Consider the following 13,168-nt stretch of genomic DNA (forward strand, 5'->3'; position numbering starts at 1 on the left):
CGCCCTGCCCGCCCTGCCCGTCGGGGCCTTCCGGTCCCTCCGTGCTCTCCGTGCTCTCCGTGCTCTCCGTGCCTACCGGTGCGGGCGGCGGTTCCGCGAGCCGTGCCGCGACCTCGTCGAGGCCTCCCTCGGCGCGGAGTTCCACGAGTTCGGCGAGGTTCCAGGCGGCGGCGCCCACCACGCTGAGGCTGCGCGGCCCGCGCCGCTGCACCACCCCGCGCACCAGCAGCAGCCAGGAGTGGAAGACGGTGTGGGCGCAGGCGTCGTGGGAGTCGTCGAAGAAGGCGAGGTCGACCAGCCCGGTGCCGTCGTCCAGCGTGGAGAAGATGACCCGCTTGCCGGAGCGGATCGGCGGGGTCTGGGTGGCCGCCTTGGCGCCCGCGACCAGCACCGTCTCGCCGTGCCGCGCTTCGCGCAGTTGCCGCGCCGACATCACGCCCAGCTCGTTGAGGAACTCCCGGTGGTCGTCCATCAGATTGCGCGAGGCGTCCATCGACAGCACCCCCAGCTCGGCACTGAGCCGCTCCGCCGAGGAGAGGTCGGGCAGCCCGGCGGGAGCGGTCTTCCGGCCTCCCGCCAGGGGGAGTTGGCCTCCGCCACCACCTCGCGAGCCTCGGTGAAGCTCCGTCAGATGCAGTTGGAGATCACGCCGGTTGGCGCCGAAGGCGTCCAACGCGCCGACCTGGGCCAGTCGTTGGGCGAGCGGGCGGCTGGGCCGGGCCCGTTCCCAGAAGTCGAGCAGCGAGGCGTACGGCTGTCCGTCCGCGATCCGCTTCGCCTCGGCCTCGCTGATGCCGTGCACGTCGGAGAGGGCGAGCCGCAGACCCCAGACCACAGGGGATTCAGACACCAGTTCGATACAGTGGGCGACGCCCGACCGGTTCACGTCCAAGGGCAGGATCGGCACCCCGCGCCGCCGTGCGTCCGCCAGCAACAGCCGCTTCGGGTACATCCCGGGGTCGTGCGTGAGCAGCCCGGCGTAGAAGGCGGCCGGGTGGTGCGCCTTCAGCCAGGCCGACTGGTACGTCGGTACGGCGAAGGCGACCGCGTGCGCCTTGCAGAAGCCGTAGGACCCGAAGGCCTCGACGATCTCCCAGGTCCGCCGGATCGTTTCCGCGTCATAGCCGTTCGCCGCCGCCCGCTGCCCGAACCACACCTTGATCCGCCCCTGCGACTCCGGGTCGGACAGCCCGCGCCGGATCCGGTCCGCCTCGCCGCGCCCGCAGCCGGTCATGATCGCGACGATGTCGATGATCTGCTCGTGGAAGACGACGACCCCGTACGTCCCCTTCAGCGGCTCCGCCAGGTCCTGGTGCGGGTAGCGGACGGGCGCCCGCCCGTGCCGCGCCTCGATGAACGGCCGCACCATGTCGGCGGCGACCGGCCCCGGACGGAACAGCGAGATGTCGACGACCAGGTCGTGGAAGGTGGCCGGCTGGAGCCGCCCGACCAGATCACGCTGGCCCGGCGACTCGATCTGGAAGCAGCCCAGCGTCTCGGTGGAACGGATGAGCCGGTACGTCGCCGGGTCGCCGGGGGGCACCGCGTCCAGGTCGATCCGCTCCCCCGTCGCGCGCTCCACCTCCGTGACCGCGTGCGCCATCGCCGACTGCATCCGCACCCCGAGCACATCCAGCTTGAGCAGCCCGAGGTCCTCGACGTCGTCCTTGTCGAACTGCGCCATCGGGAACCCCTCGCCGCTGGTCGGCATGACCGGCGTACGGGAGAGGAGGGAGGCGTCGGAGAGCAGGACCCCGCAGGGGTGCATGGCGATTCCGCGCGGGAGGGCGTCGAGGGCCTCGACCAGCTCCCACAGCTTTCCGTACTTCTCCCGCCCCGCCGCGAGCGGCCTCAGTTCGGGCAGCTCAGCCAGGGCCGCGCGGGCGTCCCGCGCCCGGATGTGCGGGAAGGACTTGGCGACGCGGTCGATCTCGGCGGGGTCCATGGACAGGGCCGCGCCGACGTCCCGGATCGCGTGCCGGACGCGGTACGTCTCCGGCATCGCGACCGTCGCGACCCGCTCGGTGCCGAACCGGCCGATGATCGCGCGGTAGACCTCCAGCCGGCGCGCGGACTCCACGTCGATGTCGATGTCGGGCAGCACCACCCGCTCCTTGGACAGGAAGCGTTCCATCAGCAGCCCGTGCTCGACGGGGTCGGCATGGGCGATGCCGAGGAGGTGGTTGACCAGCGAGCCCGCGCCGGAGCCGCGCGCGGCGACCCGGATGCCCATGTCCCGTACGTCGTCCACCACCTGAGCGACCGTCAGGAAGTAGGAGGCGAAGCCGTGGTGGGCGATGATGTCCAGCTCGTGGTGCATCCGCTCCCAGTAGTCGCGCCGCCCGTCGTAGCCGCGCCGGACCATTCCCGCCGCCGCCCGCGAGGCCAGGGTCCGCTGGGCGGTGCGGCGGCCGGCGCCGACGAGGTGCGGTTCGGGGAAGTGGACGGTGCCGATGCCGAGGTCGTCCTCCGGGTCGACCAGGCACTCGGCGGCCGTCGCCCGGGTCTGCTCCAGCAGCCGGTGGGCGGTGTCCCGCCGGAAGCCCGCGGCCTCCACGATCCGCTCGGCGGCGCGCAGCATGGCGTCCGCGTCCTTCAGCCAGGCCTCGCCGGAGTCCAGTTCCCCGGCCGGGTCGATGGGCACCAGGCGGCGGGCGGCGTCCAGGACGTCGGCGACCGGGCCGTGGCCGGGGTCGGCGTACCGGACGGCGTTGCTGAGCACCGGGCGGATCCGCTGTTCGGCGGCGAATCCGACGGTACGGGCGGCGAGGCGCAGGGAGCCGGGTCCGGTGCCCGTCCGGCCGTGCCAGACGGCCTCCAGACGCAGGGCGTCGCCGTAGGCCTCCCGCCAGGGGGTGAGGAGCCGGGCCGCGCGGTCCGGCCGCCCCGCGGCGAGGGCGCGGCCGACGTCGGAGGCGGGGCCGAGCAGCACGGTCAGGCCGTCGCCGTGGTTGTCCTCCCAGGTGAGCAGAGGGGTGTCCGGGGCGGTGTGGGCGGCGGTGACGACGCGGCACAGGTCGGCCCAGGCCCGGGCGCCGTCGCGGGCGAGGAAGGTGACACGGGGTGCCGACTCGTCGACGAAGGCGCCTCCGCGGACAGGGTTGCGGCGCCTCTCCTTGCGCACCGGCTCGGGGGCGGCCACCGCCAGGTCCACCCCGAACAGCGGACGTACGCCCGCCTTCGCGCAGGCCTTGGCGAAGCGGACCGTACCGGCGAGGGTGTCACGGTCGGTGAGGGCGAGGGCGTCCATGCCCCGCTCGAAGGCACGCTCGGCTAGCCGCTCCGGGTGGGAGGCGCCGTAGCGCAGAGAGAACCCGGAGACGGTGTGCAGATGCGTGAAACCCGGCACACGCACCTCCCGCACTCGTGAGTCCGACCGAGCCCGCCGGGTCCGGGTGCCAGGTCCCGGAAACAGACTCTCGAACGTTTGTTCCCAACTCTCTCACCCCCACCATAGACCAAATCCCGAACGTGTGTACGACATCCGTTCGGCCGCCTCCCACCTGCGCAAACGCCCCCGGCACCGGACGGTGAGGACATGTCACAGGCCGCCGGCGAACCCGACCGTTCGTTCCTCGCGGAGGTGAAGGACGCGGTCACTCCGCGCGCCACCCTGCTGGTCATCGGCGTGCTCGCCCTCCACCTGCTCTTCATCGCCTCCTACGTGGGCGCGCTGCACGACCCCACGCCCGAGGACGTGCCCTTCGGGGTCGTCGCGGCAGGGGCCTCGGCCCAGCGGACGGTCACCCGGCTGGAGCGGCTACCGGGCGCGCCGCTGGATCCGCGCACGGTGGCCGACCGGGCGACGGCCCGCAAGCAAATCCTGGAGAGGAGGATCGACGGCGCGCTGGTCGTCGACCCGGCCGGCACCACCGACACCCTCCTGGTCGCCACCGGAGGCGGCCGGGTGCTGGCCACCACCTTGGAGGCACTCACCGCCCGCGTGGCGAAGTCCGAGGGCCGCACGGTACGGACCGTCGACGTGGCCCCGGCCGACACCGGCGACGCCAACGGCCTGTCGTCCTTCTACGTGACCGTGGGCTGGTGCGTGGGCGGCTACCTCTGCGCGTCGATCATGACGATCAGCGCGGGCGCCGCCCGCTCCACGCCGAGACGGGCGGTGATCCGCCTCGTCGCCATGGCCCTCGTCGCGCTCGTCGGCGGACTCGGCGGCGCCCTGATCGTCGGACCGGTCCTGGGGGCGCTGCCCGGCAGCTTCCCGGCCCTCTGGGGGCTCGGCGCCCTGGTCGTCTTCGCCGTCGGCGCGGCCACGCTCGCCTGCCAGGCCCTGTTCGGGCTCGCCGGTATCGGCCTGGTCATCCTGATCGTGGTGATCCTGGGCAACCCGAGCGCGGGCGGCGCCCTCCCGCCCCCGCTGCTCCCGCCCTTCTGGAAGGCGATCGGCCCGGCACTGCCGCCCGGCGCGGGAACCTGGGCCGCACGGTCGATCGCCTACTTCGAGGGCAACGCCGTCACGGCCGCCCTGCTGGTCCTGTCGGCATGGGCGCTCGCCGGAACCGCGATCACCCTGCTGGCGGCGGCACTGCGCACACGGCGGGCCGCCGCTCAAAACCACCCCCGCACCACGCGGAAGTCCCGCCCCTCGCGCGCGGGGCGGGACTCCTGAGGACCGAAGGCCGCTACGTCAGCCGATCTGGGTGCCCGTCGCCGACAGCGCCTCCGTCACCGGCTGGAAGAACGTCTCCCCGCCCGAGGTGCAGTCGCCGCTGCCGCCCGAGGTGAGGCCGATCGCGCTGCCGCCCGAGAAGAGGGAGCCGCCGCTGTCGCCGGGCTCGGCGCAGACGTCGGTCTGGATGAGCCCGTTGACGATGTCGCCGTTGCCGTAGTTCACGGTGGCGTCCAGGCCGGTGACCGTGCCGTCGTGCACCTGGGTCGTCGAGCCGCTGCGGGTGACCTTCATACCGACGGTGGCCTCGGCGGCGCCGGTGATCGCCTGGGCGGAGCCGTTGTAGAGGTTCACCTCGCTCGGGTGGGCGACCTCGGCCGTGTACTTGACCAGGCCGTAGTCGTCGCCGGGGAAGCTGGAGGTCTCGTTGGTGCCGATCTCGGCGCCCGAGGAGTCCGACCAGGTCGAGACCGACTCGGTGCAGTGACCGGCGGTCAGGAAGTACGGCTCGCCGCCCTTGACCACGTTGAAGCCGAGCGAGCAGCGCCCGCCGCCGCCGGTGATCGCGTCGCCGCCCGCCACCAGGGGCTTGAACTCCCCCTTGCTGCGCTGGAGTTCGGCCTTGGCGCCGAGGCCCTCGACGACCTTGGTGAGCTTGGCCCACTCGGCGGCGGAGACCGTGCGGTCGGCGGTGACGACGACCTTGTTGGTGGTCGGGTCCGTCACCCAGGCGGTGCCCGGGATGGTCGCGTCCTTCTTGAGCGTCGTACGGGCGCTCGTCAGCTCGGCGAGGGAGTTCTGAACGAGTCTGGCCTCGGCGCCGGCCGCCTCGACGGTCTTCGCGGCCGCCTCGTCGAGCACGTTCACCACGAGGCTCTTGCTCTGCGCGTCGTAGTAGACGCCTGCCGCGTCGGCGCCGAGGTCCTCGCCGAGCGTCGAGCCGAGCTTTCCGGCCGCGAAGGCGGAGAGGAGCCGGGGCTCGGGGGTGGCCGGGGTTTCGCTGGCGTTCGCAGTCTGGAAGGTGACTCCTGCGGCTACGAGAGCGGTGATGCCCGCTCCCGTCATGACGGCCCGTCGCCTGGGTATGCGTCGGTGCTTCAACTCGGGTCCTCCTGTGGGGGACGGACCGGACGGCTATGGGGGCCGTCGCGGCCCGGAAGGCTGGGTTGACGGGCGTTAACTCTTCCTAACCGCACAGGGCGCACACAAGGTCGAACGAAGGACGCGCACAGGGTGAGCACCCCGCGCCCTCCACACCTTCACCACCCCGGGGGCCAACACGGGGTAAATCACCGGTAGTTCAGTTTGCAAATACTACGCGCGTCACATCAGCCCGCGCGTCGGGCACGCGAGAGCCCCCGCACGCCGGCTTCCGTTCTAGTGGTCGTCGCAACACCCCAGTTCAGGGGATGCGATGGACTTCAAGGTCCGGGAGAGCCGCAAGGAGCAAGGGCCCCGCAAGCTGCAACGAGAGCGGGAGGAATACTTCCGGCTCATGCAGCTGGGGTTCGGCAATCTTGAGGCGTGCAGACGCGTAGGGGTCAACCCTCGGACCGGTCGTGAGTGGCGCAACGGCCGGCCCGAGGGGCGTAAGAAGCGTCCGAGGCCACCCGCGAATGCCGTGCGGGTGGCCTCGGGGCCGTCCCGGTACCTGACGGAAGACGAGCGGATCCACATCGCCGACCGGTTCCGGGAGAAGGCGACAGTCCGGGCCATCGCTGCCGAGCTGGGCCGCAGCCCGTCCACCGTCAGCCGGGAGATACGCCGCAACGGCATGCCTCTGCGCGGCGACCGCTCCCGCTGGGCCTACCGGCCGCATGCCGCTCAGCGTCGGGCTGAACAGCGCCGCCCGCGTCCCAAGCCCGGCAAGATCGGTCAGAACCCTGAGCTGCGAGACTTCATCCAGGACCACCTCACCAGGCGGTGGAGCCCAGAGCAGATCTGTCACGCTCTGCGCAGGCGCTTTCCCGACCGGCCGGAGATGCACGTGGTCCACGAGACGATCTACCAGGCCCTCTACGTCCAAGGCCGCGGAGAACTCCGCCGGGAGCTGACCCGGGCCCTGCGGACAGGACGCGCCATGCGCCGCCCTCAGCGCCAGGCCCACAGCCGTCAGCAGCGGTTCACACATCCCATGGTGATGATCAGTGACCGGCCGGCCGAGGCCGACGACCGGGCCGTGCCCGGCCACTGGGAGGGCGACCGTGCGACACGAAGTTGCACGAATTTGAGTGGGCTGACCGATTGGAGAGGCGGCTGAAGGTGGGGCCGTAGGCGCAGTCACGGGTCCGTGTCCGTATGACCCGTCCCCGCCCTTGACGTGCGACGCCGGTAACGGCGTGGTGCGAAGCTCAGGGGAAAGCCCAAGGACTCCCGTTCCATCCGGGAGTTACCGGCAAGGGGAAGACCGGACGGGTGAAGTCACATGAACTCCCGATGATGCCTCGTGATCCCAAGCCCCGCCGATGGGAAGTCCCAGCGGGGTGCATGGCTGGCCGCTGAGAAGCGGCAGGCGCTGGCCGGCAGAGGTCACTCCGGCCAGGTGGACACCGCCGCCTCGGGGTAAAGGGAGCACCCACCCCGGTCGTATCTCATTCGTGTGGAACGTGGAAACCCCGTTGGAGTCCGGGCCGTCGTGGCCCGGTCGGCCGACCGTGAGGAAGGCTCAACTCCCCAGCGGGAACAGGATGGCCCAAGAAGCTAATGCCGGAAGCCGAAAGGAAACGGGAACCCGGGGCACGATGACCGGCCTCTCCGCCGGTCGCCCCGCATAACCGTCCGGATACGGGTGTGCTGCCCGGACTCGAAAGGGTGCTGACGTGGGCCAGGTGAGTCTGTGCGGACTCACTGGACAAGGGCGACGGAACTGAGGGGCAAGTTGGACACCATGACGGACACGGCCGGAGCGGTCTCGGCCGTCCCGCCCGCCGTCGCGACGGTGAACGGACCCGAGGACGAAGACCTGGACTGGGCGTCGATCGACTGGCGCCGGGCCGAGGAAGACGTACGGCGTCTGCGGCAGAGAATCTTCACGGCGTCGCAGGCAGGGGACCTGAAGAAGGTCCGCAACTTGCAGAAGCTGATGCTCCGGTCCCGGTCGAACACGCTCCTGAGCGTGCGGCGGGTCACGGAGATCAATGCGGGACGCGCGACGGCGGGAGCCGACGGGAAGGTGGTGCTTCTGCCCCAGTCCAAGGCCGCGCTGGCCGACTGGGTCCAGCACCGTGCCCGGCCGTGGATTCCCAAGCCCGTCAAGCGGGTGTTCATCCCCAAGCCAGGGACGACGAAGAAGCGCGGACTCGGGATTCCCGTGATCGTTGACCGGTGCCTGCAAGCTGGGGCACTGGGGGCACTGGAACCCGAGTGGGAAGCGCGGTTCGAGCCGAAGTCGTACGGCTTCCGGCCCGGCCGCGGCTGTCACGATGCGATCGGGGCCATCTACTCCACGCTCAACGGGAAGAACCCGCAGCGTGTGTGGGTGCTCGACGCGGACCTGACGGCGGCGTTCGACCGAATCGACCACGAACGGCTGATGGCCGCGCTCGGCACCTTCCCCGCCCGGGGACTGGTCCGGCAGTGGCTGCAGGCCGGGGCAGTGGATCGAGGTCGGTTCGCCCCGACCGAAGCGGGGACTCCGCAAGGCGGAGTGATCAGCCCGTTGCTCTTCAACGTGGCCCTGCACGGGATGGAGGAAGCCGCAGGGGTCCGTTACTACACGACCGGCAGAGACGCCGGAAGCGCGCAGAGCGGGAGCCCCGTGCTGGTGAGGTACGCAGATGATTTTGTCGCGATGTGCACCAGCCGTGAACAGGCCGAACAGGTCAAAGAACGGCTGACCACATGGCTGACGCCCAGAGGGCTCGTCTTCCACGAGGACAAGACACGCATCGTCCACGCGGAGAGCGGGTTCGATTTCCTGGGGTTCAACGTCCGCCGCTATCACGGCAAGCTGCTGATCAAGCCGAGCACAGCGGCTCAACGACGGATCCGGGAACGGCTGAGTGCCGAGATGCTCGCCCTGCGAGGGGCCAACGCGGGAGCGGTGCTTAAGAAGATCAACCCGATCGTGAGGGGTTGGTCTGCCTACTACCGGACGGTGGTGTCCAGCGAGATCTTCACCGCGCTGGACAACCACATGTGGAAGCTCGCTTACAAGTGGGCCAAGCACAGCCACCCGAACAAGCCGAAGCACTGGATATCCGACAAGTACTTCGGCCGGTTCAACAAGTCCAGGAAGGACCGGTGGGTGTTCGGCGACCGCGATAGCGGCGCCTACCTGCTCAAGTTCTCCTGGACGAAGATCGTCCGGCACCAGTTGGTCAAGGGCAGGGCGTCTCCCGACGACCCGGCGCTGGAGCCGTACTGGGCCGAACGGCGTCGCAAGGGACCGCCTCCACCGGTCGACGGCATGACCGTGCGCCTTCTCCAGGCACAGCAAGGTCGTTGCCCGATCTGTCGAGGGCTTCTGTTGCACGCCGATCACCCGCCGCGAAGCCCTCAGGAGTGGGAAGCGTGGCGGGCCGTCATCAGGAAGGCGATCTCCAAGCAGTACATCGCTTTCCCAGGCGGCGGCTCACCGGGCGATCAACGGCTCCGTCTCCTTCACACCCTCTGTCAACGGCGGATGGAGCCGCCGGACTGACGAATCCTGCACCTTCTCCTGACCGCGAGCCCCTGAGGCTTGCTTGAGCCGTGTGCGGTGAACAGCTGCTTGCACGGTTCTGAGGGGGCGGGGACGCAGCAATGCGTCCCCGCTACCCGACTCATCGTCGGCAAGGACCACCGCTCGGCCATCGCCACGCTGGTGGAGCGCAGCACGCGCTACCTCATGCTGGTACACCTGCCCCAGGGCACCAGCGCGTCCGCCGTCCGCGACGCCCTGGTGGACACTGTTCAGACCTTGCCGGAGCACATGAAGAAGTCCCTGACCTGGGACCAGGGCTCCGAGATGGCCGGCCACCACACGTTCAGTGTCACCACCGGCGTCCCGGTCTACTTCTGCAACCCCGGCAGCCCCTGGCAGCGCGGCTCGAACGAGAACACGAACGGCCTGCTGCGGCAGTACTTCCCCAAGGGCACCGACCTGTCCCGCCACACCCGTGAGCACCTCGCCGCGGTTGCCGCCGAACTCAACAGCCGCCCGCGCAAGACGCTCGGCTGGGAAACCCCAACCGAGCGTCTATCTAAACTGCTCGCCACCACACGTCAGTGATCACGTGTTGCGACGACCACTGGAATCCGCCCGGTCGCGTGCGGGGGCTCTCCTGCGAGACGGAACAGGCCGTGACGGACTAGAACACGCTGACGCCGTACGCGTTCAGTGCCTCGACGACGGGCTGGAAGAACGTCGTGCCGCCGGACCTGCAGTTGCCGCTGCCGCCGGAGGTCAGACCGTAGGCCACGCCGTTGCTGCCGTAGAGCGAGCCGCCGGAGTCGCCGCCCTCGGCGCAGACGTTGGTCTGGATCATGCCGTAGACGACGTCGCCGCCACCGTAGTTGACGGTCGCGTTGAGCGCGGTGACCCGTCCGCTGTGGGTGCCGGTGGTCGAGCCGTCACGGTAGACGGTGGTGCCCACGGTCGGGTTGGCCGCGCGGGTGATGTCCACGCCCCCGGCGGTGCCCGACTTGGTGACCGAGGTGTTGGTGTACCGGACGATGCCGTAGTCGTTCGTCGGGAAGCTGGAGCCCGCCGTGGTGCCGAGCGTCGTGGTGTGGGACGAGTTGGACCACCACGTGCCGGCGCCGTCGGTGCAGTGACCGGCGGTCAGGAAGTAGTTGTTGCCCGCGCTGTCACGGACGTTGAAGCCGAGGGAGCAGCGCCAGCTACTCGCATAGATGGCGTCGCCACCTTGGATGTACTTCTGGAACGTGCCCTCGGTGCGCTTGATCGTCAGAGCGTCGGCGTCACCGCCGGCCTCCTTCTTGATCTTCGCGATCTCGGCCTGCGACACCGTGCTGTCGACGGTGACGACGAGCCGGTTGGTCTTGCTGTCGACCGCCCAGGCAGTGCCCGGGATGTCAGCCTTGAGCACCGAGTTACCGGCGCTCTTGAGTTCCGCGGCGCTGAAGGGGGTGGTGTCCGCGGCGTTCGCGTGGGGGATGGCGATGGCGGCGGCGGCCACGAGGCCGGTGGAGACGGCGATCAGCCGGGTGCGTCTCGTGATGCCGCTGGTGGTGGTGCGCTTGATCCTCACGTTTCGTTCCCTCCCAGGGGAATTCGGGGGGCCCGCGTGGGGTCGGGGCCCGTGAGGCGCAGTCGGGAGGCATCGGCCGTTCGGATTCCGTTCGGGGTTTCCTCCGGATTCCGGACACGCCATGCTCCTGACAAGCGCTGAGGGGGAGTATTCGGCCGAACGGCCGGTCGGCGCAAGGGCGCCTTTCGGCCGTCAAGCTTTGAATCAACCGGCCGAGCCGGCCACCGGTGGCCTGCCGCGAACCTGGTGTGCCGCACAGCGGAAAGCGCCCCGGTACGGACCAAGTCGAGCCGTACGGAGTGACGTCCGCACCCGGGACCGGCATCTTGGGCCGCACCCCTGCACCTTCGGCCACCCGGGCTCCGGGATGTCCGGAAGTCGCCCCTCCGGAACCTCACGTCCGCTCACGTCCGCTCACCTCCGCTCTCCCGCGATCTGCCCGACCGGCCGCGCCAGGCCCAAGTGCTCCCGCAGGGTGCCGCCCGGATAGAAGGTGCGGAACAGCCCCCGGTGCTGGAGCAGCGCCACCGTGCCGTTGACCAGTCGCTTCAGATCGCGGCGCGGTCCGACGGGGATCAGGTGGAAGCCTTCGACGACACCGTCCCGGTGCCAGGAGGTGATCAGGTCGGCGAGGTCGACGGGGCCGCGCCGGCGGAGGGGCCCCGCGCGCTTCGCCGGGGACCGCCCCCGCCATGGCCGGGCTCGGCGGCGTACTCGTCGTCACCGAGGCGCTCCTGCCCGCCCTCGACAGCGGCAAGTACGACGTCGGCATCGGCAACTTCGGCGTCACCACCGAGCGCCTGAGAACCGTCGACTTCGTCACCTACATCAGCAGTCGCAGCCGCAGCCGTCACAACAGCAGCTGTCGCAGCAGTTCGAGCAGCAGTCACAGCCCTCGCAGCAGTCGCCGCAGTCGCAGCGCCGGCACAGCCCCTCCTTGGACTCCCGGGTCCACGGGTCCTCGTACGAACCGCAGCACATCTGGCACGAACAGGCGAGGCCCGACCACACCAGGCATCCGGCGAGGAGGCCGCGCCGGTTGCGGTGCGGCGGCTGCGGGGGCGGCGGCGGACCGCCGGGACCGGACGGGGCGTACGGATTGCCCGGCGGCGGCCCGTACAGTTCGAGTCCGTGCTGCTCCGGCGCGTGCGCGTGTCCGCACGAGGCGGTGCCGAAGGCCCGGTCCACCGAGGTGCGCAGTTCGTGCACGAGCAGGACATGCGCCAGCTTGGCGTCCGTGAACTCCGCGTCACGCAAGGCCAGGCGGATGCCGTGCACGGCGTCGTCCGCGAGCCGCCGGGCCTCGACGAGCGAGGTCCCGGTGGCGGTGAGCGGGTTCCAGGCACCCGAGGCGGCGTCGGTCTCCCGGTCCTCCACGGCGTCGAGGAGATGGGCGAGCCGGCCGAAGAGGCGGCCGGCCTCGGCGAGCGGCTGGGCGTTGCCTGGCCGGCCGGCCAGGATCGCGGTGTGTGCGAAGGCCGCGGCGGTGGCCGTCTCGGTCGGTTCGGTGACGGTCAGCAGCGGTGTGCCGGGCCCGGCGAGGGTCTCGATGCCGATCTGCCGGTCCACGGCGTCCACCAGGACTGCCGTGTCGAATCCGACGGCGGACCCGCCGCGCGCACCGGCCCGCCCCCAGCTCGTGGCCACCCGGCGCGCGGCCAGAGCGACCGGCCGGCCTGCCAGCAGCCCGTCCCCGTCGGCGACATGGTCACGCACCTTGGCGGCGGCCAGCACCAGGGAGACGGCCGCCGCGAGGCGGGCCCCCTCGCCCTGGGCGACGGACGCGGAGCGCATACCGCGCAGCGGACAGGGCCCCGCCGTACGCCGCGATCCGTCGGACCGTTCGGTCTGAGCCTCCGTCAGAACCGAGACGAGCAGGCCGTCGTAGTTGGTGACGATCCTCGCGAACTGTCCGTGGTCGCGCCGCAGGGCGAGGCAGAGTCCGCACAAGTGCGCCATCCACTGGGTTTTGAGCCCTTCCCCGAGCCGGTGCCGGCACGGCCTCACGATCCCGAACATGTCCCGATCCCCCGTGATTTTTTGTTGATGCCCACGACATCGGGCGGCCATGGACACCGCCATGAGCTGCCGCATCGTATCGACCGGTTGTCACGCGGGAATGGCCACCCCGTTCACCCGTCCGCACCGCCACTCACCCGTACGCCGCGAAGAATCATATTTCACTCACAGTCAGCAGCCGTGTGGGTCGCGACCCTTGGGGCACCTGGACTCTCGACGGATCGGCTGTGCACCAGTACCGTCACAAACCCCCCGCGCGGCGTCTATCCACTTGGCGCGACATCCGCATCATGGACGACCATGGGGAATGCGGAAAGCAAGAAGACCG

At 70.4% G+C, this 13,168-nt stretch carries 6 protein-coding genes and 4 pseudogenes; 5 read left to right on the forward strand and 5 right to left on the reverse strand.

The window, feature by feature from the left end:
• Positions 1-3,349, reverse strand: a 3,349-nt coding sequence (locus P1P75_RS06095; protein ID WP_319252371.1) for a DNA polymerase III subunit alpha, incomplete at its 3' end; no start/stop codon positions are given.
• 189 nt (positions 3,350-3,538) lie between these two features.
• Between P1P75_RS06095 and P1P75_RS06100 the strand changes: the two genes are divergently transcribed.
• Positions 3,539-4,627: a DUF3533 domain-containing protein gene (locus P1P75_RS06100; protein ID WP_319252372.1), complete on the forward strand. Its 1,089-nt coding sequence runs from the start codon at positions 3,539-3,541 to the stop codon at positions 4,625-4,627.
• An 18-nt stretch (positions 4,628-4,645) separates the two neighbouring features.
• On the opposite strand, the gene P1P75_RS06105 is transcribed toward P1P75_RS06100, so the two are convergent.
• A complete protein-coding gene (locus P1P75_RS06105; protein WP_319252373.1) occupies positions 4,646-5,728 on the reverse strand; it encodes a S1 family peptidase in 1,083 nt (360 codons plus the stop codon).
• 313 nt (positions 5,729-6,041) lie between these two features.
• On the opposite strand from P1P75_RS06105, the pseudogene P1P75_RS06110 reads away from it, so the two are divergent.
• The 3 genes and pseudogenes from P1P75_RS06110 to P1P75_RS06120 form a co-directional block, all read left to right on the forward strand.
• Positions 6,042-6,830 (forward strand): annotated as a pseudogene (locus tag P1P75_RS06110) (IS30 family transposase); the annotation flags it as partial.
• 684 nt (positions 6,831-7,514) lie between these two features.
• Positions 7,515-9,269 (forward strand): group II intron reverse transcriptase/maturase, encoded by a 1,755-nt coding sequence (gene ltrA / locus P1P75_RS06115; protein WP_319252374.1) that lies wholly within the window; start codon positions 7,515-7,517, stop codon positions 9,267-9,269.
• A 120-nt stretch (positions 9,270-9,389) separates the two neighbouring features.
• Positions 9,390-9,839 (forward strand): annotated as a pseudogene (locus P1P75_RS06120) (IS30 family transposase); the annotation flags it as partial.
• Between the two features lie 79 nt (positions 9,840-9,918).
• Here P1P75_RS06120 and P1P75_RS06125 read toward each other — a convergent pair.
• Both P1P75_RS06125 and P1P75_RS06130 read right to left on the reverse strand, forming a co-directional pair.
• Positions 9,919-10,821 carry a S1 family peptidase gene (locus tag P1P75_RS06125; protein WP_319252375.1) on the reverse strand — a complete coding sequence of 301 codons (903 nt, stop codon included), beginning with the start codon at positions 10,819-10,821 and terminating at the stop codon, positions 9,919-9,921.
• A 414-nt stretch (positions 10,822-11,235) separates the two neighbouring features.
• Positions 11,236-11,555: pseudogene (locus P1P75_RS06130) on the reverse strand (FMNH2-dependent monooxygenase); the annotation flags it as partial.
• Here P1P75_RS06130 and P1P75_RS06135 point away from each other — a divergent pair.
• Positions 11,547-11,654: pseudogene (locus P1P75_RS06135) on the forward strand (transporter substrate-binding domain-containing protein); the annotation flags it as partial. The pseudogenes P1P75_RS06130 and P1P75_RS06135 sit on opposite strands and share 9 nt — an antisense overlap.
• Here P1P75_RS06135 and P1P75_RS06140 read toward each other — a convergent pair.
• Positions 11,650-12,840, reverse strand: a complete 1,191-nt coding sequence (locus tag P1P75_RS06140; RefSeq protein WP_319252376.1) for a DUF5685 family protein — start codon at positions 12,838-12,840, stop codon at positions 11,650-11,652. The pseudogene P1P75_RS06135 and the gene P1P75_RS06140 sit on opposite strands and share 5 nt — an antisense overlap.
• Between the last annotated feature and the right edge of the window lie 328 nt (positions 12,841-13,168).

The organism is Streptomyces sp. ID05-39B (genome assembly GCF_033794725.1).
In the GTDB taxonomy this organism is placed as follows: domain Bacteria; phylum Actinomycetota; class Actinomycetes; order Streptomycetales; family Streptomycetaceae; genus Streptomyces; species Streptomyces bobili.

What these genes read in the sequence shown, in the direction of transcription:
- P1P75_RS06140 (WP_319252376.1), bottom strand. Translation starts at nt 12,840, where the DNA reads ATGTTCGGGATCGTGAGGCCGTGCCGGCACCGGCTCGGGGAAGGGCTC.
- ltrA (WP_319252374.1), top strand. Translation starts at nt 7,515, where the DNA reads ATGACGGACACGGCCGGAGCGGTCTCGGCCGTCCCGCCCGCCGTCGCG.
- P1P75_RS06100 (WP_319252372.1), top strand. Translation starts at nt 3,539, where the DNA reads ATGTCACAGGCCGCCGGCGAACCCGACCGTTCGTTCCTCGCGGAGGTG.